The organism is Herbaspirillum camelliae (genome assembly GCF_001929405.1).
Lineage (GTDB): Bacteria > Pseudomonadota > Gammaproteobacteria > Burkholderiales > Burkholderiaceae_D > Herbaspirillum > Herbaspirillum seropedicae.
Map to the genome: position 1 here is coordinate 873,354 of NZ_KV880769.1, position 18,782 is coordinate 892,135.

Consider the following 18,782-nt stretch of genomic DNA (forward strand, 5'->3'; position numbering starts at 1 on the left):
CTGCACCTCCGCACGGACACGCGTGCGCAGACCGCGTGCGCACGCTCACCGCCCGGCACGCACACAAGCCGTGCGCATGCCGCCGATCTACACAAGTCGAAGGAACCCCTGCTGCTGAATGGATGAGCTGCGAATCGCCCTTCTTAAGGGAGGACTGATTCCCGGCTGTCCGGCGACGCCGTCTTTCCCGACGGCATCGCTTCTTGATACCTGTAAAGTATACTGACTCGTCCTGACCGCGTCGATAACAATCGCCGAAAAACCGCTTGCAGCGGGCTTTTGCGCGACGTCAGGCGGAAATGATTTCCATGCGGAAATGAATCAAGGGTCGAATGGAAACAATTTCACAGCGCCCGAAAACGCAAGAACATTTGCTCAGCCTGACGGGCGCGCAATAGGAAATGCAGGGAAGACTGTGCCTGCGCTCTCGAAGAGCCGTTGGCATAAGGGAGGGGATCAGGCAGATGCGCCGTACCGGACCGCCACCCGTGGCCGCCTTGGCAAAAGCCGGCCAGCGGGGTGGCGCCTGCGTTGCTGCGCGCAGGAGGGGATGGAACTCAGACGTTGCCGTAGCGGGTGTTCTTGATCATGGCGTAACCCTTGATCAACTCACGGATGCCAGCATCCAGGCCCACTTGCGGCTGCCAGCCGGTGGCTTCGAGCTTGGCGTTGGAGACCACGTAATTACGCTGGTCGGGGTCGGTCGCCAGCGGTGCTTCCATGACGACGAGATCCGGAATGTGCTTCTTGATCCAGGCGCACAGTTCGGCCTTGGAGACGTTGGCTTCCGACAGCCCCACGTTGAAGATCTCGCCGCGCATGGTGTCGAAGTTGTCGATGCCGTGGAGGAAGGCCCTGACCACATCGGTAACGTGGATGTAGTTACGCTTGAAGTGCCCCTCGAACAGCACGATGAAGCGATCGTACACAGCCCGGTAGACAAAATCGTTGACCAGCAGATCGATGCGCATCTTCGGCGCCATGCCGAACACCGTGGCCAGGCGGAAGCTGATCGAGTTCTGGCGCTTCATCAGCTCTTTCTCGATGGCGACCTTGTCGATGGCGTACTTGGAGATCGGGTTCAGCGGCGAATTTTCATCGCAGAAATTATCCTTGTCTCCCGATCCATAGGCGCTGTTGGTGGTGGGCATGAGCACCTTCTGGTCATCACGCAGCATGCCCAGCATGGCCATGATGGCGTCGTGATTGACGGTCTGGGCGCCGGTCTTGTCCTTGTTGCACAGCGGCGCGCCCACATACGCGGCCAGCGGGATGATGATCTCGGCGGCTTCGTAGTAGGGACGGATGAAGTCTTCATGACGGATATCGCCATTGACCACATTGAAGTTGGCGTAACCGCAGCAGTGATTGAGACTGGCCTGGCGGAACATGAAGTTATCGACCACCGTCACTTGGTGACCCAATTTCAGCAGTTCCGGGACCAGCATGGATCCGATATAGCCCGCACCGCCTGTAACAAGAATCTTGCTCGACACTGTATTCCTCGATCTGGTTAAGTTAATGTCAAAAAAACCGCTGGACGCCTGTTGGCTCAACGGGCGATGGAAGCGGCGAACTCGCGGATGCTGGTGAGCACCGCCTGGGGACCGATGCCGACCTCTTCATGCAGCTCGGTGCGGGTGCCCAGTTCGAAGCGATAGACACCGTCCACGCCGATATTGAGCATCCTGGTCTGCAGACCGCGTCGGGCGATGAATTCGAAGAGCATGGAATCCATCCCGCCGCGTCCGCGGAAACCTTCTTCCAGCGTGGCGATGCCGGCGTAGGACTGCAGCGCCTCCTGCAAGGCGTCGGCCGAGAAGCGGGCCAGATCGAACAGGTCGATGACACCGACCTCGATGCCTTCGGCGGCCAGCACCTCGGCTGCCTGCAGCGCGGTGTGCAGCATGTAGCCGGTGGCGACCAGACCGATCTTGCCGCCGCGCCGGTGGATGTGGAAACCTTGGGCCAGATCGGGAGCGCCGTCACCGTAGATCACCGGCAGCACTTGCGCATCGAAACGCAGGTACTTGGGACCCGTGCTATTGCTGCAGGTATCGAAGAACGCAGCGGCGGTGACATGATCGGCCGCAGAGAGCACCTGGAAATTGGGCAAGGCGCGCATGAGCGTGATGTCTTCGTAACACTGATGGGTGGGACCGGAAACGACGTAGCTGTAACCAGCGCCCACACCGATGAGATTGACGTTCATCGGACGAACCTCGGACAACAATGCCAGGCTCACCCGCACCTGCTCATAGCAGCGCATGGTGATGAACGGCGCAATCGCGTAGGCGAAGACCTTGTAGCCCTCCAGCGCCAGGCCGGCAGAGACGTTGATCAGGTTCTGCTCGGCAATGCCGACATTGACGAAACGATCCGGGAAGTCCGCGCGGATCTTGTCGAGCACCGGCGAACCGAAGTCGGCGCAGGTGAAAAAGATCTGCCTGTCTTCGGCCATCGCGCTCCAGATGCGCTGGAGCAAGGCGTCGCGCATGGCCATGGGTTTGATAGTCATCGATTCTTCTCCAGCAAGTCGTCGATCAGCTCCGGCTTGGGGTTAATGATGTGGGAAAGCGGCGCGTTTTCCAGACCCGGGACACCATGGCCTTTCAGGGTTCTGGCAATGATGGCCTTGGGCTTGCCGGCGGCATGCGCCTTCTGTTGCAGCAGCGCGGCCTGCACGGCCAGCACATCGTGGCCGTCGACCTCCATGCAGTCCCAGCCGAAGGCGCTCAGGCGCGCGGCCAGCTCGCCGTGCGAGACGATATCCTCGGTGTAGCCCAGCATGCTGATGCGGTTGTCATCAACGATCAGATGCAGGTTGTCCAGCTGGTGCTGGGAGGCAAACATGATGGCTTCCCAATTGGCGCCTTCATGGAGCTCACCGTCGCCGGCCACCACGAAGACACTGCGGTCGCTATCCTTGCGCTTGAGGCCCAGCGCCATGCCGGTAGCCACGCCCAAACCATGGCCGAGCGAACCATTGACGGTCTCGTAACCAGGAATGACGGGGTCCGGAATGCCGCCGAGGAAGCTGCCTGCCTCGCAGACATGCTGCAGCTCTTCCATCGGGAAATAACCCAGGTCGGCCAGGATGGGATACATGCAGATGGAGCCATGGCCCTTGCTGATGACGCAACGGTCGCGGCCGTCATCGCGTGGATCGGCGGGGTTGAAGCGCAGGACGCCGCCGTAATACAGCGCCACGAAAATATCGATGGACGACAGCGAAGACGCCAGGCGCGTCTCCGGCGCGCGGCGGTGGATGGCTAGCGTCTCGCGCCATACCCAGTGCGCCTTGGCGCGTAAATCGACGAAATCATTCTTCATGTTCGTCCTCCTTTGATAAGCATGCTGTGACGATGTGGCACAGACAGAGGTGAATGGAGTACGGCAGCCAGCTCAGCGATCAGTTGGGATGGCCGACCCCGGCGCTGATGCTGATGCTGATGCTGACAATCAGTCTCCCAGCAACTTGCGCTTGAGGCGGATGCTGGTCATGTCCTCGACGTTCTTCCTCTCCTGCTCGCCGAAGCGGCGCTCCACCAGACTCAGATAATCGGGATTGGTGAAGTAGGTGCGCCAGGCCTCGTCGCGGAATTTCAATACCTCTGCCGCACTCATGTACTTGGTCGGCAAGGGCTGGCTTTCATAGGAAAGGAAGGCGTAGCCCTCGTAGGAATCCGGCAGGGCCCAGCCATTCTTCTTGGCAGTGTAGTACATGGGGCTGCCCGGCAATGCCTGGCAGGGATACATGTTGGCCATTTCGGTATTCAGTTCCAGGGCCAGATCGAGCGTTTCCTGCATGGTCTCGCGTGTGTCGTCGGGGAAGCCGAAGATGTAATTGCTGATGATGTTGATGTCGGCGTCGTTGATGACCTTGCAGACATCGCGGATGTTGACTTCCTTGAAGGAGCCCTTGGAGACTTCCTGGCGCACCATCTGGTTGCCCGCCTCCACGCCCAGCGCCAGCCAGTTCACACCGGCGCGCTTGAACAGTTCGAGCGCATCGCGGCGCACCGTGTCCACGCGCGAGTAGGTCCACATGTTGAAGCCGAAATCCTCATCGATGGCTTGCTGGAGGATGGGGGTGTAGTACTTGCGGTTGAGGAAGAACATCTCGTCGCTGATCCGCAGCGTGCGCACGCCCAGGTCGGCCAGCTTGCGCATCTGCCTGGCCACCCAGGCCGGGCTCCAGAAACGCATGCCGCGCGATTGCGCCGCGCTCACGCCATCACTGCTGTCGACCCGGTTGACGATATTGATCATGCAGAAATCGCAGCCGAACGAACAACCCAGCGAGGTGTAGATGGCCGCGAAGGGGGTACGTTTTTCGTGACTGAACTCGGCGTGCCAGAAATGGGCGCGATACAGATCGAGCGGCTTTTCACGGTAGGGCAGCAGATCCCAGGCATAGCCGGGCAAGTCCTCATCCATGCGCTCTTGCGGAACGATCGACTGGGGCGCATTGAGCGTGGGCATGGCAAAGCCCGCCGGTCCCTGCTTCTTGTAGCCGATGCCCTTGATCTGGGCCAGGTCATCGGCCAGATTGCTCTTGAGCAGGTTGTGGAGCGCATAGACGCCCTCGTTGAGCAGGACGATATCCACGCAATCATGCGACAACACTTCCATCGGCAATGCGCTGGTATGCGAGCCGACGAAGCAGACCTTGGTATCGAGCTGCGCCTTCTTGATGGCCTTGGCCAGCGCCAGCGCACCGATCATGCTGGTGGTTCCGGAATTCGGATTCTGGCCGTAGACCACCAGCACCACCAGCCGCGGTTTCAGGGTTTCGATCCTGACCAGCGACTGCTCCAGCGTAAGCCTTTCCGCATCGCAATCAAGAATGGCCACCTCATGTCCTTTTGCCCGGCAGGACTCGGCCAGCAGCAGCGACCAGGTCGGAGGTTCAATGGCCGAATAGACCTTCGCCAGACCTTGGTAGGCTTGTACTGAAGAATCCGGATTTACAAATAGCGCATCCATCAAATTGCCCTTTCGAAAATGGCACACGAAGCCATAGCGCAGAGGCTCACTTTAGAAATTGGAAATAACTGCTGCCGCCACGAATCCGCTTGCGTAGTGCAGAAATTTTCAAAAGTCGATACTGCTGCGTTACCAGTGTCAAGCTGACTGAGGCGTGATTCATCCACCGTCGTCACCTGCAAAAAAACCCCGCTCGCAATGCGCAGATAGGCTCAGGCGCGTCCGGATTCGGGGAAGATGGTGACCAGGGAATGGCGGCCTCCCTATGGGCCGCAGACTGACTTAATAGAGATGCATAGTTGTCGTTTGATTATACCTTTACGGTCGATCAACCCCAATTCCAGCAGGCAACACGGTGCCAACCGTCCTGCCCGCCAAGCCCTTGGTCTTCGCCCTTTTTCCTGGCGAATCCAGGGAATTGCGAATCGGCAACATTGATTCAGGTGCGGCCGCACCCTCGCGAGAATAATGCACCAGGCCAGGCAAAGGAAAAAGCCGAATAAAACCCTGATTTCGCTCGGTGATCGCTCTCTAGCTTGCGATTTTCCGCAAAATCGAAGGCAGTTGAAGGCAATTGGCAGGGCGGCGGCCTGTCCCCAGGACTCACTTGGTCTCGAAAGTCGTGACGCCATCCCAATCCGCAGGCGGCGGGCTCGCCCGATAGTGTGCAATGCGCTCCAGGTAGAGCGCATACAGAGCGCGCGCCTGGGCCGCCTGCAAGGCTTGCAGCGCAGCCTGCGCCGCGTCCCATTGCTGAGTCCGCACCAGCGCCAGCGCCGCATGCCACTGCGCCACTTCCTCGCGCAGGCTGGCGTCGAGTTCCTGCTCCAGCGCCAGCGGCTCGTAGATCGGCACCGGCTCATGCTTGCCCTTCACCCGCACCCGGTCCAGCTCACGGTAGGCAAACTGCGGCGCGGCCTCGCGCGTGGCCGCGCCCACCAGCACGCCCACGCCATAGACCTTGGTAATGGACTCCAGCCGCGAGGACAGATTGACCGCGTCCCCCATGACCGTATAGGCCTTGCGGATGCGCGAGCCCATGTCACCCACGCGCATCTGGCCGGTATTGAGGCCGATGCCTATCTTCAAGGGGGGCCAGTTGCGGCGGGCGAATTCCTCGTTGAGGACCAGCGCGGTCTGCTGCATCTTCAGCGCCGTGGCCACGGCGCGCGCGGCGTGGTCGGGCAGCGCCAGCGGCGCGCCCCAGAAGGCCATGACGGCGTCGCCGATGTACTTGTCGAGCGTGCCGCGATTGCCGCGGATGTCTTCGGACATGGCCGTCAGGTAGACATTGATGTACTCGCGCAACTCGTTGGGCTGCAAGCTCTCGGAAATGGTGGTGAAGCCGCGCACATCGGAAAACATCACGGTCAGCTCGCGGATCTCGCCCTCCATGTTGTAGCTGGCGGGGTTGGCCGCCATCTCGGCCACCAGCTCCGGGGCGACGTATTCACCGAACAGGTTGACGATGGCCTTGCGGTTGCGGTACTCGAACAGGTAGCCCCAGCCCAGGTTGCAGATGAACAGCGACGCCACCAGCAACAAGGCCGTGGCCAGCGGCAACACCATGCCGGCGCTGTCGTAGAGCCAGAAGTTGAGTCCGCCCAGCCCGGCGGCAGTGGCCAGCGTCAGGACGATGGACCACAAGGGACTCAGCATGGGCAGCAGCAGCCCTAGCAGCACACCCACGGCCAGTACCTGCAGCAGGTCGTAGCCGACGGCAAAGTCGGGCCGCGCCTTGAAGTCGCCATCGATGATGGAGGCGATCAGGTTGGCATGGATCTCCACGCCCGGATAGACCGGATTGACCGGGGTCGCGCGCAAGTCATTCAAGCCCGGCACGGTAGTGCCCACCAGCATGATGCGGCCATCGAGCTGGGCGTGCGGATAGGTGCCGCGGATGACATCCACCGCCGGCACGTAGCGGAAAGCGCCGCCGTTGGGGCCGCCCTTGCCGCGATAGCTCACCAGCGTGGTCAGATGCCGCTCCACCGGGATGAACAGCGGTTGCGGCCGCGTCTCCACGGCGATGCCGGCCAGTGCGCCATAGTCGCGCAACTGGCCTTCGAAGAGCACGTCCTGACTCTGGAGGAAGATGGGCTTGATGCGGCGACCCTCCAGCGCCACCCGCGCGGTGGCCAGCGCCAGCGATTCATAGAAGTGCTCGCCCACCTGGGCCATCAAGGGAACGGCGCGGATGAGACCATCGTCGTCCGGCACCGGATTGAAGAAACCGCCGGCGCGCGCGGCGGCCTGCAACTGCGGCAGGTTGGCGCCGTAGGCGCGCCAGTGGGTCACATCCAGCGCCCGTCCGCCGAGGTCGGCCACCGAGAAGGCCGGCGGCGGCAACTGGCCCTTGGCGATGGCGCCAGCTTCATTGGAGAGGTTGTAGCCCATCACCACGGGCTGGCCGCGCAAGGCCTCAGCCAGCCGGGCGTCGTAATCCATCTGCGGCTTCAAGGCCTGCAGCTGGCGCGCAAATTGCGGCACGTCCTTCAGGGGGCCGTCGGCCAGCTGTTCCAGACGGCCATAGCCGGAGCTGGTATCGGGCTCGGCGAAGACCACGTCGAAGCCCACCGACTGCGCCTGGTAGGTCTGGGTCATCTGCCGCACCAGTTGCGCGATCACATCGCGGCTCCAGGGCCAGCGGCCGAGTTCGGCGATGCTTTTTTCATCGATGTCGACGATGACGATGCGCGGGTCCAGGTCGGGCTTGGCCACCCGCATGCGCAGGTCATAGAAGAACAGGTCCATGCGCTCGACCAGGCGATTGGGCAGCAGCGCCATCACCTGGGCCGTGGCCAGGCCGGTCAGCACCAGCGCCAGCAGCCAGCGCGCCCAGTAATTGGCAAAGGCAGTTCGCAAACGTCGCAGCATGTTTCCCCCGGATTTTTTCTTGGCTGCGATCATGCCAGTTGTTGCGCGCCGCCACAATTGCGGCGCGGGCGGCGGCGACACAGTTTCCCTGCGGCATCATGGGCCGCCTTGCGCAGCAGGATGAAGCGCCGGCGAAAATGCGGTCTAATGATTGCCCGACCACCCACCGGAGATCCTGCATGAAACCCATCCCGCTCTTGAGCCTGCGCAATGGTCAGTCCGTCCCGGTCCTGGGCCAGGGCACCTGGAACATGGGAGAATCGCCGGCCCAGGCCAGCGCCGAAGTACGCGCCCTGCAAGCCGGGCTGGACCTGGGCATGAGCCTCATCGATACGGCCGAGATGTACGCCGAGGGCGGCGCCGAGCGCATCGTGGCCAAGGCCATTGCGGGCCGGCGCGAGCAGGTCTATCTGGTCAGCAAGGTCTTGCCGCACAATGCCAGCAAGCGTGGCACGATCGCTGCCTGCGAGGCCAGTCTCAAGCGATTGGGAACGGACCGCATCGACCTCTACCTGCTGCACTGGCGCGGTACGCACCCGCTGGCGGCGACCATCGAAGGCATGGAGGCGCTGGTGTCACAGGGCAAGATCGGCGGCTGGGGCGTGAGCAATTTCGACACCGACGACATCAATGACTTGCTGGAGCAAGCGCATGGCGAACACTACCTGTGCAACCAGGTGCTCTACAACCTCTCGCGCCGCGGCATCGAGTACGACCTGCTGCCGCAGGCGCAGCAAGCGCGCATCGCGGTGATGGCCTACTCGCCGATCGAACAGGGGCGCATCCTGAAGCATCCGGCCTTGACGGCGCTGGCGCAGGCGCACGGGGTGACGCCAGCACAGATCGCGCTGGCGTGGGTGCTGCGCCAGCCGGGCGTGGTGGCCATTCCCAAGGCCGCTGATGTGGCGCACGTCCAGGCCAACCGCGCCAGCCTCGACATCAGCCTGAGCGCCGCCGACCTCAAGACCCTGGACGAGGCCTTCGCTCCGCCGCGCCGCAAGCAGCCGCTGGCGATGCTGTAGAAGCGGGACTCAGCCGAACTTGCGCGCCGCGTCGATGGCCAGGCCGCTGCCGATGCTGCCGAACAGGTCCCCTTCCACATGCCGGGCCTGCGGGGCGAGCGCGCCGATGCGCTCGCGCAGCAGGCGCACCCCGCTGGAACCGCCGGTGAAGAAGACGCTGTCGATGTCGTCAGGCCCCAGTCCGGCTTCTTTGAGCAAGGACAGCACGGTCTGCTCGACCGACTGCACCAGGTGCTCGACCGCCAGGTCGAAGTCGCGGCGCTCCAGCGACAGTTGCTCGGGATTGCGCAGGCGCTCCAGGTCCAGCAGGGTCTGGTCGGCGGAGGACAGGGCGATCTTGCCGGCTTCCACCTGCAAGGCCAGCCAGTGGCCGCAGCGTTGCTCGACCACATCCAGGAGGCGCGCAAAGCGCTCGCGGTCGGCCACTTCGCGGCCGACGTCCTGCAACTGTTGCCATACCTTGCGCGTGTAGAGCTGGTTGATGGTGTGCCAGGTGGCCAGGTTGAAGTAATAGCTGGAGGGGATCTCGGCATTGCCCTGCAAGCGCCCACCCAGGCCCAGCAAGGGCATCACGCAGGACAGGCTGAAATACTTGTCGAAATCGGTGCCGCCGATGTGGACGCCGCCATTGGCGAGGATGTCGTCGCGCCGCTCGGCACGCTGGGCGCGCTGCGGCGAGAGCCGCACCAGCGAGAAATCGGAGGTACCGCCGCCGATGTCGACGATCAGCACCAGCTCTTCCCGGTCGATGCGCGATTCATAGTCGAAGGCGGCGGCGATGGGTTCGAACTGGAAGGCAATGTCCTTGAAGCCGACATCGCGCGCGATCTGCTCCAGCGTATCCTGGGCCAGCTGGTCGGCCTTGTCATCGTCATCGACGAAGTGCACGGGGCGCCCCAGCACCACGCTGGAGAAGGACGTCCCGGCGGCGCGCTGGGCGCGCATCTTCAGCTCGCCGATGAACTGCGACAGCAGGTCACGATAAGGCAAGGCGCGCCCGCCCACCTCGGTCTGGCCATCGATGGCCCCGGAACCCAGCAGGCTCTTGAGCGAGCGCATCAGGCGGCCTTCATAGCCGGCCAGGTAATCGCTCAGGCCGGCGCGGCCATAACTGAACTGGTTCTCGTCGGCATTGAAGAACACTACCGAGGGCAGCGTGGCCTTGCCGTCTTCCAGCGGCAGCAGCAGGGAATCCGGGGCGTCCGGACGCAGCCAGCCGACCGTGGAATTGGAGGTGCCGAAATCCACACCGCACGCGTTCGCCATCGATCACTCCTTCTTTTTGGGCCGGCAATCATATAGAAAAGCACCGTGCTTGTCTGCACGGCGTCATGGCGGCGTTTGAAGCAAACAACATGCCGCCATGAAATCATTACCGATTCGGCAATGGCAAGATGATAAGCCAACGAAAAAAGGCACCGCCAGGCAGGGCTGCCCGGCGGTGCCGTCAGATCGAACTGGCTGAAAACGGCTGTGGAAAACTTAGAATTCCTGCGCCACCGGGCGCAGCACCACTTCGCTGATATCCACATTCGCCGGTTGCTCGATGGCATAGGCAATGGCGCGCGCCACCGAATCGGACGGAATCTGGTTGGCCTCATACCAGGCCAGCAGGGCTTCCGAAGTTTCCTTGTCGCTGCTGTGGGTCTTCAGTTCGGAATCCACCGCCCCCGGGGAGATGATGGTGGTGCGCACACCGTCCGGTGCTTCGGTGCGCAGGCCTTCGGTGAGGGCGCGCACGGCGAACTTGGTGGCGCTGTAGACGGTACCCATGCCGGCGAAGACCTTGATGCCCGCCACCGACGACACATTGATGATGTGGCCCGAGCCCTGCGCAGCAAAGCGCGGCAGCGCGGCGGCGACACCATAGAGCACGCCCTTGACGTTGACGTCGATCATGCGGTCCCACTCCTCGACCTTGAGCTTGGCCATCGGGGCCAGCGGCATGATGCCGGCATTGTTGACCAGCACGTCGATGCGGCCGAAGTGCTGCTCGCCTTTGGCGACCAGGGCTTCCACATCGTCGCGGCGCGCCACGTCGGTGGTCACGGCGATGGCCTGGCCACCGGCGGCGGTGATGTCGGCCACCAGCTTCTCCAGACGCTCGGTGCGGCGTGCACCCAGTACCAGCTTGGCACCCAGTGCAGCCAGGTGGCGTGCGGTGGTTTCGCCCAGGCCGCTGCTGGCGCCGGTGATGACGACGACTTTGTCCTTGATGTTGTTGCTCATGATGAATTCCTTTCCAGTGATGGGGTTGGCTTGCGGTTGCTGCGTGTCGATGGAAGGATTATGGGTGGCGCCACTATGCCAAACAATGGAAATGATAAGATTACAGAATTCCATTTTAAGGAATCATCATGCTCAACCGACTGGAGATGCTGCGCATCTTCTGCGCTGCCGCCGATACGGGCAGCTTCAAGGACGCCGCCATACGGCTCGGCATTTCACCGCAGGCGGTCACTCGCGCCATCCAGGAACTGGAGCGCCTCCAGGGCGAGATGCTGTTCCACCGCAATACACGCCAGGTGCGCATCACCAGTTTCGGCGAGGCCCTGGCCGAACGCGCCCGTGCCAGCTTGCGTGATCTGGATGGACTCTTTGAGACGGATACTGCCAGCCCGGCCGACGAGATGAGCGGACTGGTGCGCCTGGCCGCACCGTCGTCGCTGGGACGCAGCCGCCTCTTGCCCATCGTCGAACGATTGGCGCAGGCGCATCCCGGCTTGCGCTTCGACCTGCGCCTGACCGATCAGCGCGCCGACGTGGTGGGAGAAAAGATCGACATCGGCATCCGCGTGGGCACCGTGCCAGATAATCGGTTCGTGGTGCGGCGTCTGGGCAAGGTACGCTTCCACGTGGTGGCCACGCCGCGCTTCCTGCGCCGCCATGGCACCCCGGAAGACACCGAAGCCCTGCGCGCCCTGCCCTGCACGGCCATGCTGGACCGGGGCACGGGCCGGCCCTGGCCCTGGCTATTCGCGCAGGAGAACCAGTGGATGGCCGACCATGCCCGCTTCCTCTGCGATGATTCCGAGGGGGAATATCTGTTGGTGAGAAGTGGCGTGGCCATCGGCCAGATCGCCGGTTTCCTGTGCGAGGACGACATCGCCGCCGGGCGCCTGGTGCCGGTCATGACCGACCACGAACCCGATCCCTGGGACATGTACCTCTACCGCCCGCAACGCGGGCCGGTGCCGCCGCGCCTGCGGCTGGTGTTCGATACGCTGGTGCGTGAATTCGCCGAATGAACGTGCAGGCTTACCAGCGGCAGTCGTGATCCATCAGCACTTCGGCGCTGCCCTGCTCCTGCAGGTCGAAGTTGACCGGCATGTTGACCAGGAAGAAGCCGGCGCTGCCATCGGCAAAGCGCGCACCGGTCAGCAGCAGCGATTGCGAGGCCATGTTGGCCGCGGCATAGGCGCTGCGGGCGGCAGCCAGCTTGAAGGGATCGTGCTGTTCCAGCGCCTCGGCGGGCAAGCGCATCACCCAGTAGCGATGCCCCTCGAAATGCCAGGGCCGCCACTGCTGCAAGGGATCATCACGATGGGCGGCGAGACTGGCGGCGACATCGCGGCGCATGCAGTCGATGTGCAGATGCAGGTGCAACTGCGAACGTCCGGCCGCCGAATTGATTTCCACCCCCAACTGCTCATCGCTGAGCGCACGGCCCAGGGTCTGCGCTACCCGTGCGCGCTGCTGCCAGGCGTAGGCCCAGTAGTTGGGCGCCTGCGGCTCCAGCAGCTCGGGACTTTCGATGCCGGTCAGGCGGCGTGTCGGCATGAGCAGGTACTGCGCCGGGCCCACCAGGTCCTTGAGGATGACGAAGCCGCGCGCCAGGTCGACCATGGCGCAAGGTTGCGGCTGGCCGCTGGCTTGCATGTGGGGAACGCATTGCTGGCTGGTGATTTCCCACAGCTTGTGCGGGTCGGCCGCCATGGCCGGGCGGGGGGCGCTACCCAGCCAGAGCGCCAGCAGCGGCAGGACAGTAGCAAGACAGAAAGGAAAGCGTAAAAGCCGTCGCATCGGAACCACCTCGGACAATGGACTGCACGGCGCACCGGGCGGCGCAGCAAAGGCGCCGAGTGTAGCGGACCGGTGTGTCGTGACGATGACAGCCACGCTGGCGGCTGCAGGGTGATGGCCTGGGATCGTTCGATTACTTGTCGCGCGTGGCCTGCACCAGGCACTTGGAGAGCTTGTCGAAATGCAGCCAGGCCGCCTGGCTCAGCTCGACCTGCTTGCGGCGCGGGTCTTCGGTATCGGCCAGCACGATCCAGCCTTTCTCGCGCATGGATTTCAGGCGAGTATGCAGCATCGCCGGCGAGCCGAATTCGCTCTGCGCCATCAGGTCGCGCACCGACAGGCGTTGCTGTTCCTGCCCGGCACGGGCGATGAAGGCCAGGATCCGGTCTTCGAGCGGATCCAGCGACGGTAATGCAGGCAATCCCCGTAGTGCTTCGGCCAGTTGCAGAAATCGCAGGTAGATATCTGCCGGCCGCTTGTTTTTACCCATATGGCGATGGTGTTGGTTGTTGTGGTACCCATCAGGAACGTACCGCCAGCGTAACTCCCGCGCCCGCTCATCGTTCCAGAATTGATAGCGAATCATACGCCGGGCCCGCCCGGGAATGCAATCCTTGCCCCCATGTCGGCCTGCGATATCTGCGCCAGAGGCGTTTGCGCGCCGATTTGCGAGGCTGGCGCGCCACACTGATGAAAATTGTTGAGGTGCAGCGCTCCCGCTTAATCGGTAACATACGCGCCGTTGAGCATGTCACCCCCCTCCCGCCATGCAAGCCTCGTCCGAATTCCGCTCCGCCCTGCGCACCCACCTGGCCGCCGTTGCTGGCACGGCGCTGTGCTATTTCCTGTTCTATTCCATCAACGAATGGCTGTTCCGGCGCACCCAGTTCACCGAGGGCATCGCCTGGATCTACCTGCCCGCCGGGGTGCGCCTGATCTGCACCCTGCTCTTTGCCGAAGCCGGCTGCGTGGGCCTGCTGATCGGCTCGCTGGCCACGGCCGCGACCTACCAGCTGTTTCCGCAAGACCTCATTGCGGTGGCCGGCTACTGCCTGATCTCGGCAGGCGCGCCCTACCTGGCCTACCGGCTCACGCTCTCCGGCCTGGACCTGGGGCGCAACCTGAGCAATCTCACTACCACCCGGCTCATGGCCTGCATCCTGCTCTACGCGCTCTCCAATCCCCTGCTGCAGCTGATCTGGTTCGTCATGCGCGGGGTCTATCCGGATTTCTGGAGCGGTCTCATCGTCATGTCCATCGGTGATCTCTCCGGCTCGCTGATCGTGGTCTATCTCTGCAAGCTCTTGCTGTCGCTGCTGCCGCGCCTGCCGCTGCCACGTCCCTGACCGCCACGCCGGGCGCTGTCGCCGCCTGGCGTCACCCACCTCTGCATCGCGCCTTGCACCGGCCCTGGTCGGCAACAATTTCTTCACGGCTCTTAACCTCAACCTGCATGGTGTAATACGCACGACACATTTCCTCGCTACGCTGCGCATCGCTATAAAAACTATAGCGCTACAAATCGTATAACGAAGCTTCGAGGAGTGTGGCATGCGCAGTTGGGACGAACCCAAGAAACGGAAGGCCCGCGTCGAGATCATCCCGATGATCGATGTGATGATGTTCCTGCTGGTCTTCTTCGTGCTGATCAGCCTGAACGTGATTCCGGCCCTGGGCCTGAAGACGCAGCTGCCCAGCTCGTCCACCGCCCAGGACCTGAAACCGCAGACCAAGGCGGTCATCACCATCGCCAAGGATGACGTGCTCCAGGTCGATGGCGAGAACACCACCCTGGACGCGCTCACCGCGCGCCTGGACAAGCTGCGCCGCGACGGCGAGAAGCTCAATCTCATCATCAACAGCGACCGCGGCGTGGAAGTGCAGCGCCTGGTCGATGTGATGGATACGCTCAAGAAGGGCGGCTTCGATTCCATCTCGATCGCCACCCGCAAGCCGTGATGATGAACGCTCCCGTCCTCTTCCGTTTCCGCGAGCCGCTGGCGACCTTGCCCTCGCTGGTGGTGCTGGCGGTGCTGATCATCGCCGGCGTGCAGAAGGCCACCGAATTGAAGCGCAAGGAAGATCCGCAGCCGGTACAGATCTCGCTGATGGAATTGCCGCCACCACCGCAGCCCAAGCCGCAAGTGGAGCCGCCACCCAAACCGGTGGAGCCGCCGAAGAAGCAGGAAGCGCCCAGGCCGGTCGCCAAGCCAGCGCCGGTCAAGCAGGCCCCTGCACCTGTGGACCCTGCACCACCCTCGGCCAACGCACCGGTCCTGCCGGCCCCGCCCAGCACGCCCGCCGCACCGCCAGTACAGGCTGCGCCAGTGGCACCGCCAGCGCCGCCGCCAGTCAACACCGCCCACATCGAACAGACCTATGTGGGCCAGCTGCGCTCGCATCTCAACAGCATCAAGCGCTACCCCACCGGACGCGAAGCCAGCACGCTGCGTCCGCAAGGCAAGGTGCGCGTGTGGTTCGTGCTCAGGCGCGATGGCAGCGTGGTCGATAGCGGCATCGAGAGTTCGTCCAATTCCATGCTGCTCGATGACGCCGCCCGCAAGACCATCAACCGCGCCGCCTTCGCACCCTTCCCGGACGACACCTACAAGGGTGAAAGCACGCACCGCTTTACCGCTGATCTGGATTTCATACCCGTCTGAAGTGGAAGTGGATCTCGGCAGAGCTCCGCGCTCCAGGCGCAACGATGTCAACACGTAGTCCAACATACCCAGGGGAACACGACATGCAATGCAAACTCACCCGGCTGTCCTTGCTGATATCCGGGCTCTTCATGGCGGGCGCACCGGCCTTCGCCCAGACCACCACGAACGTCGGCACCGTGACCGTGCAAGGCGGCAGCAGCGCCAGCGCCGGCACGGCCGCCGCCACCGGCCTGATCCAGGCCGAGGATTCGCCCAAGGCGCGCAGCTCGGTCAACCGTGAGTACATCGAGAAGCAATCGCCCACCAGCAATCCCTACCAGATGATCAACCTGCTGCCGGGCGTGAACACCTACGACAACGACGGTTCGGGTCTGTTTGGCGGCAATATCCGGGTGCGCGGTTTCAACAGCGATCAGCTGGGCTTCACCATCAACGGCGCGCCAGTCAATGATTCGGGCAGCTTCGCAGTCTATCCGCAGCAATACACCGATCCCGAGAACCTGTGCGATGTCTTCGTGACACAAGGATCGACCGATACCGAAGCCCCGCACGTCGGCGCCAGCGGCGGCAATATCGGCATGGCCTTCTGCGCCCCGGAAGACCAGCAGCGCATCCGCGTGACCAATGCCTTCGGCTCCAATAGCCTGTGGAAGCGCTATGTGCGCTTCGACTCGGGCAAGCTGCTGGACAATCGCTTCAAGTTCTTCATCTCCTATTCCAAGACCACCGCCGACAAGTTCAAGGGATCGGGCGGCGCCATCAAGGATCACGTCGACATCGGCACCAACTTCGACCTCGGCCAAGGCAGCTTCATCAACGCCAACCTGCTCTACAACCGCCAGCTCAACAACAACTACCGCTCGCTGACCAAGACCCAGATCGCCCAGCTGGGCCGCAATGCCGACTTCGGCAGCATTGCGCCACAGCACCAGCCGGCCGTGGGCGGTACGGCCCAGAATGACACCACCTATGCGCCCAATGTGGCGGCCAACATCGCCGCCAATGGCTACTACGCCTACAGCCTCAATCCCTTCGAGAACTGGCTGGGCACCGTCAATGCGCACTTCCAGCTGAGCCCGACCGCCAGCCTCGATATCGACCCCTACTTCTGGTACGGCTTCGGCACCGGCGGCAACCAGCTGCAGACCGTGCGCGAAGGCGGCGTGGCCGGGGCCAGCCAGGTGGGCGGCGGCGCCGCCGACATCAACGGCGACGGCGACCGCCTCGATACCGTCTACGCCTACCAGGGCAGCCGCACCCGCACCTACCGTCCCGGCGTGACCTTCAAGTTCAACCAGCAGCTGGACAACCATCGCCTCCTGGCCGGCTACTGGGTCGAACGCGCGCGCCACCAGCAGACCGGGCCCTACAGCCGTGTGGACAGCAACGGCAACATCGCCAACCTGTGGCAGGACAACTCCGACCTGTGGCTGCGCAATGCCGATGGCTCCATCCTGCAAAACCGCGACACGCTGACCGTGAGCACGGCTCAGTCGATCTTCCTGCAGGACAGTATCAGCATGATGAACGACAAGCTCAACGTGCAAGTGGGCGGCCGTTACTCCTCCATCGAGCGCGACTTCACCAACTACCCCAGCTCCGGCGCTGCCAACAATGCCAGCGCCGGCTTCTACAAGGTCAAGAAGACCTACGCCGACTTCCTGCCCAGCCTGGGTGTGCGTTTCCAGCTGGATGACGCGCAATCGGTCTTCTTCAACGCCGCCAAGAACTTCAAGGCGCCGGGCAACTTCTCCTACTTCGGCCTGCTCTCGGGCGGCACCATCGTCAACGGCCAACTGGTCGGCGCGACCCAGCGCGAGGTCCCGGTGGACAAGGAAACCTCCTGGAACTACGACCTCGGCTATCGCTACAACACCGAGAAGTGGATGGCCTCGGCGTCGCTGTTCTACATCAATTACCACAACCGCATCGCCAGCGCCTACAACCCGGACACCGGCAACAAGACCGACTACAACGTCGGCGACGCCACCTCGCACGGCATGGAACTGGAAAGCGGCTATGCCTTCACGCGCAACCTGTCGATGTATGGTTCGCTGTCCTACATCAAGAGCAAGATGAAGCAGGACCTGCGCAACAGCTCGACCCAGTTCCTGCCCACCTCCGGCAAAGAATTCCCGGATACGCCGAACTGGCTGTCGGGCCTGTCGCTGCAATACCAGCAGGACGGCTGGTACGTGTTCGGCCAGGCCAAGTACACCGGACGTCGCTACACCACGCTGGTCAACGACGATGCGCTGGGTGGCTACACCCTCTTCAACGCCGGCGCGGGGATGACCTTCGCCTCCACCACCTGGCTCAAGAAGCCGACGGTGCGGCTGAACGTCTACAACCTCTTCGACAAGCAGTACCTCAACCTCAACGGCGGCAGCGGCAGCCAGTTCACCACCAACGCAGTGGCGGTCAACGGCATCCCTGGCACCGATCCATCGCTCTACATCGGCGCCCCGCGCACCTTCACCGTCACCCTGACTGCGGATTTCTGATCGTGGTCTGAACCGGGCGGCGCGCCCTGCAAGGCGCGCCGCCCCTCACTGCAAGAGAGGCAAGCATGAACATGCAATTACTCCACGAAGTGGCTTTCTACCTGATGTATGCCTGCGCGGCCCTGGCCATCTTCGTCATCGTCGAACGCGGGCTGTTCTTCGGCTACACCATGCGCCAGGCGACCGGCCTGGAGCGCGCCATGACCCACGCCGTACAGCACCTCAAGGAACTGCCGGCCGCACTGACCGCCCGCCCCAGCCTGCCGCTGGCGCTGGTCTCGGACATCCTGGCCGAGAAGCATCATCTGACCACCGAGAAGGACCTGGAAGACTTCAGCGAATCGGTCTACATTGCCAAGCGCGGCGAAGTGCAGCAGCGCCTGTGGATCCTCGATACCATTGTCACGGCGGCACCCTTGCTGGGCCTGTTGGGCACCATCCTGGGCATCATCGATACCTTCAAGGCGCTGGCGGTGTCGGGTGTCTCCGATCCGGGCCAGGTGTCGCAGGGCATCGGCACGGCCTTGTATGCGACGGCGCTGGGCATCGGCATTGCGGTGGTCGGCATGTTCTTCTTCAACCTGTTCCAGGAACGCATCGAGCGCATCAACGATCATCTCAAGGTATTGATGCTGCGCGCCTGCGTCGGCCGCGTGAACCAACCGCCGCAAAGCAAGCTGCACATCGCCTGACCAGCCTCT

At 62.9% G+C, this 18,782-nt stretch carries 16 protein-coding genes; 7 read left to right on the top strand and 9 right to left on the bottom strand.

Going from position 1 to position 18,782, the window contains the following annotated elements; genetic code table 11:
* Nucleotides 1-557 precede the first annotated feature (557 nt).
* From BGK68_RS03980 to BGK68_RS04000, 5 genes are all read right to left on the bottom strand, one after another.
* Entirely contained in the window at nucleotides 558-1,496 is a 939-nt protein-coding gene (locus BGK68_RS03980) for an NAD-dependent epimerase/dehydratase family protein (RefSeq protein ID WP_075256022.1), read from the bottom strand.
* A gap of 56 nt (nucleotides 1,497-1,552) precedes the next feature.
* Nucleotides 1,553-2,518, bottom strand: a complete 966-nt coding sequence (locus BGK68_RS03985) for a transketolase family protein (RefSeq protein WP_075256023.1) — start codon at nucleotides 2,516-2,518, stop codon at nucleotides 1,553-1,555.
* Nucleotides 2,515-3,333, bottom strand: a complete 819-nt coding sequence (locus tag BGK68_RS03990) for a transketolase (RefSeq protein ID WP_075256024.1) — start codon at nucleotides 3,331-3,333, stop codon at nucleotides 2,515-2,517. The genes BGK68_RS03985 and BGK68_RS03990 overlap by 4 nt, the downstream gene beginning before the upstream one ends.
* A 129-nt stretch (nucleotides 3,334-3,462) precedes the next feature.
* A complete protein-coding gene (locus BGK68_RS03995; protein WP_075256025.1) occupies nucleotides 3,463-4,989 on the bottom strand; it encodes a B12-binding domain-containing radical SAM protein in 1,527 nt (508 codons plus the stop codon).
* Between the two features lie 603 nt (nucleotides 4,990-5,592).
* Nucleotides 5,593-7,866, bottom strand: coding sequence for a CHASE2 domain-containing protein (locus BGK68_RS04000; RefSeq protein WP_075256026.1), 2,274 nt, complete (start codon nucleotides 7,864-7,866; stop codon nucleotides 5,593-5,595).
* Between the two features lie 179 nt (nucleotides 7,867-8,045).
* On the opposite strand from BGK68_RS04000, the gene BGK68_RS04005 reads away from it, so the two are divergent.
* Entirely contained in the window at nucleotides 8,046-8,888 is an 843-nt protein-coding gene (locus tag BGK68_RS04005) for an aldo/keto reductase (protein ID WP_075256027.1), read from the top strand.
* Nucleotides 8,889-8,897: 9 nt separating this feature from the next.
* Here BGK68_RS04005 and BGK68_RS04010 read toward each other — a convergent pair whose 3' ends face one another.
* Complete coding sequence (locus BGK68_RS04010; RefSeq protein WP_075256028.1) at nucleotides 8,898-10,154, bottom strand: Hsp70 family protein; 1,257 nt, start codon at nucleotides 10,152-10,154, stop codon at nucleotides 8,898-8,900.
* Between the two features lie 216 nt (nucleotides 10,155-10,370).
* Nucleotides 10,371-11,117: an SDR family oxidoreductase gene (locus tag BGK68_RS04015; RefSeq protein ID WP_075256029.1), complete on the bottom strand. Its 747-nt coding sequence runs from the start codon at nucleotides 11,115-11,117 to the stop codon at nucleotides 10,371-10,373.
* 128 nt (nucleotides 11,118-11,245) lie between these two features.
* On the opposite strand from BGK68_RS04015, the gene BGK68_RS04020 reads away from it, so the two are divergent.
* Nucleotides 11,246-12,136: a LysR family transcriptional regulator gene (locus tag BGK68_RS04020; RefSeq protein WP_069372815.1), complete on the top strand. Its 891-nt coding sequence runs from the start codon at nucleotides 11,246-11,248 to the stop codon at nucleotides 12,134-12,136.
* 10 nt (nucleotides 12,137-12,146) lie between these two features.
* Here BGK68_RS04020 and BGK68_RS04025 read toward each other — a convergent pair whose 3' ends face one another.
* Both BGK68_RS04025 and BGK68_RS04030 read right to left on the bottom strand, forming a co-directional pair.
* Nucleotides 12,147-12,911 (bottom strand): CDP-diacylglycerol diphosphatase, encoded by a 765-nt coding sequence (locus BGK68_RS04025; RefSeq protein ID WP_075256030.1) that lies wholly within the window; start codon nucleotides 12,909-12,911, stop codon nucleotides 12,147-12,149.
* A gap of 133 nt (nucleotides 12,912-13,044) precedes the next feature.
* Nucleotides 13,045-13,401: a MarR family transcriptional regulator gene (locus BGK68_RS04030; protein WP_013232343.1), complete on the bottom strand. Its 357-nt coding sequence runs from the start codon at nucleotides 13,399-13,401 to the stop codon at nucleotides 13,045-13,047.
* A 277-nt stretch (nucleotides 13,402-13,678) separates the two neighbouring features.
* Between BGK68_RS04030 and BGK68_RS04035 the strand changes: the two genes are divergently transcribed.
* The 5 genes from BGK68_RS04035 (at nucleotide 13,679) to BGK68_RS04055 (ending at nucleotide 18,773) form a co-directional block, all read left to right on the top strand.
* Nucleotides 13,679-14,257: a hypothetical protein gene (locus BGK68_RS04035; protein ID WP_075256031.1), complete on the top strand. Its 579-nt coding sequence runs from the start codon at nucleotides 13,679-13,681 to the stop codon at nucleotides 14,255-14,257.
* Nucleotides 14,258-14,462: 205 nt separating this feature from the next.
* The gene (locus BGK68_RS04040) at nucleotides 14,463-14,870 is read left to right on the top strand and encodes an ExbD/TolR family protein (protein ID WP_075256032.1); all 408 of its coding nucleotides are present in this window, start codon (nucleotides 14,463-14,465) and stop codon (nucleotides 14,868-14,870) included.
* Nucleotides 14,870-15,574 (top strand): energy transducer TonB, encoded by a 705-nt coding sequence (locus BGK68_RS04045; RefSeq protein ID WP_075256033.1) that lies wholly within the window; start codon nucleotides 14,870-14,872, stop codon nucleotides 15,572-15,574. Before BGK68_RS04040 ends, BGK68_RS04045 begins: the two co-directional genes overlap by 1 nt.
* An 83-nt stretch (nucleotides 15,575-15,657) precedes the next feature.
* Nucleotides 15,658-18,081 (top strand): TonB-dependent receptor, encoded by a 2,424-nt coding sequence (locus BGK68_RS04050; protein WP_075256034.1) that lies wholly within the window; start codon nucleotides 15,658-15,660, stop codon nucleotides 18,079-18,081.
* A 65-nt stretch (nucleotides 18,082-18,146) separates the two neighbouring features.
* Entirely contained in the window at nucleotides 18,147-18,773 is a 627-nt protein-coding gene (locus tag BGK68_RS04055; protein WP_075256035.1) for a MotA/TolQ/ExbB proton channel family protein, read from the top strand.
* The last annotated feature ends 9 nt before the right edge of the window (nucleotides 18,774-18,782 follow it).

What these genes read in the sequence shown, in the direction of transcription:
- BGK68_RS03985 (WP_075256023.1), bottom strand. Translation starts at nt 2,518, where the DNA reads ATGACTATCAAACCCATGGCCATGCGCGACGCCTTGCTCCAGCGCATC.
- BGK68_RS03990 (WP_075256024.1), bottom strand. Translation starts at nt 3,333, where the DNA reads ATGAAGAATGATTTCGTCGATTTACGCGCCAAGGCGCACTGGGTATGG.
- BGK68_RS03995 (WP_075256025.1), bottom strand. Translation starts at nt 4,989, where the DNA reads ATGGATGCGCTATTTGTAAATCCGGATTCTTCAGTACAAGCCTACCAA.
- BGK68_RS04000 (WP_075256026.1), bottom strand. Translation starts at nt 7,866, where the DNA reads ATGCTGCGACGTTTGCGAACTGCCTTTGCCAATTACTGGGCGCGCTGG.
- BGK68_RS04005 (WP_075256027.1), top strand. Translation starts at nt 8,046, where the DNA reads ATGAAACCCATCCCGCTCTTGAGCCTGCGCAATGGTCAGTCCGTCCCG.
- BGK68_RS04010 (WP_075256028.1), bottom strand. Translation starts at nt 10,154, where the DNA reads ATGGCGAACGCGTGCGGTGTGGATTTCGGCACCTCCAATTCCACGGTC.
- BGK68_RS04015 (WP_075256029.1), bottom strand. Translation starts at nt 11,117, where the DNA reads ATGAGCAACAACATCAAGGACAAAGTCGTCGTCATCACCGGCGCCAGC.
- BGK68_RS04020 (WP_069372815.1), top strand. Translation starts at nt 11,246, where the DNA reads ATGCTCAACCGACTGGAGATGCTGCGCATCTTCTGCGCTGCCGCCGAT.
- BGK68_RS04025 (WP_075256030.1), bottom strand. Translation starts at nt 12,911, where the DNA reads ATGCGACGGCTTTTACGCTTTCCTTTCTGTCTTGCTACTGTCCTGCCG.
- BGK68_RS04030 (WP_013232343.1), bottom strand. Translation starts at nt 13,401, where the DNA reads ATGGGTAAAAACAAGCGGCCGGCAGATATCTACCTGCGATTTCTGCAA.
- BGK68_RS04035 (WP_075256031.1), top strand. Translation starts at nt 13,679, where the DNA reads ATGCAAGCCTCGTCCGAATTCCGCTCCGCCCTGCGCACCCACCTGGCC.
- BGK68_RS04040 (WP_075256032.1), top strand. Translation starts at nt 14,463, where the DNA reads ATGCGCAGTTGGGACGAACCCAAGAAACGGAAGGCCCGCGTCGAGATC.
- BGK68_RS04045 (WP_075256033.1), top strand. Translation starts at nt 14,870, where the DNA reads ATGATGAACGCTCCCGTCCTCTTCCGTTTCCGCGAGCCGCTGGCGACC.
- BGK68_RS04050 (WP_075256034.1), top strand. Translation starts at nt 15,658, where the DNA reads ATGCAATGCAAACTCACCCGGCTGTCCTTGCTGATATCCGGGCTCTTC.
- BGK68_RS04055 (WP_075256035.1), top strand. Translation starts at nt 18,147, where the DNA reads ATGAACATGCAATTACTCCACGAAGTGGCTTTCTACCTGATGTATGCC.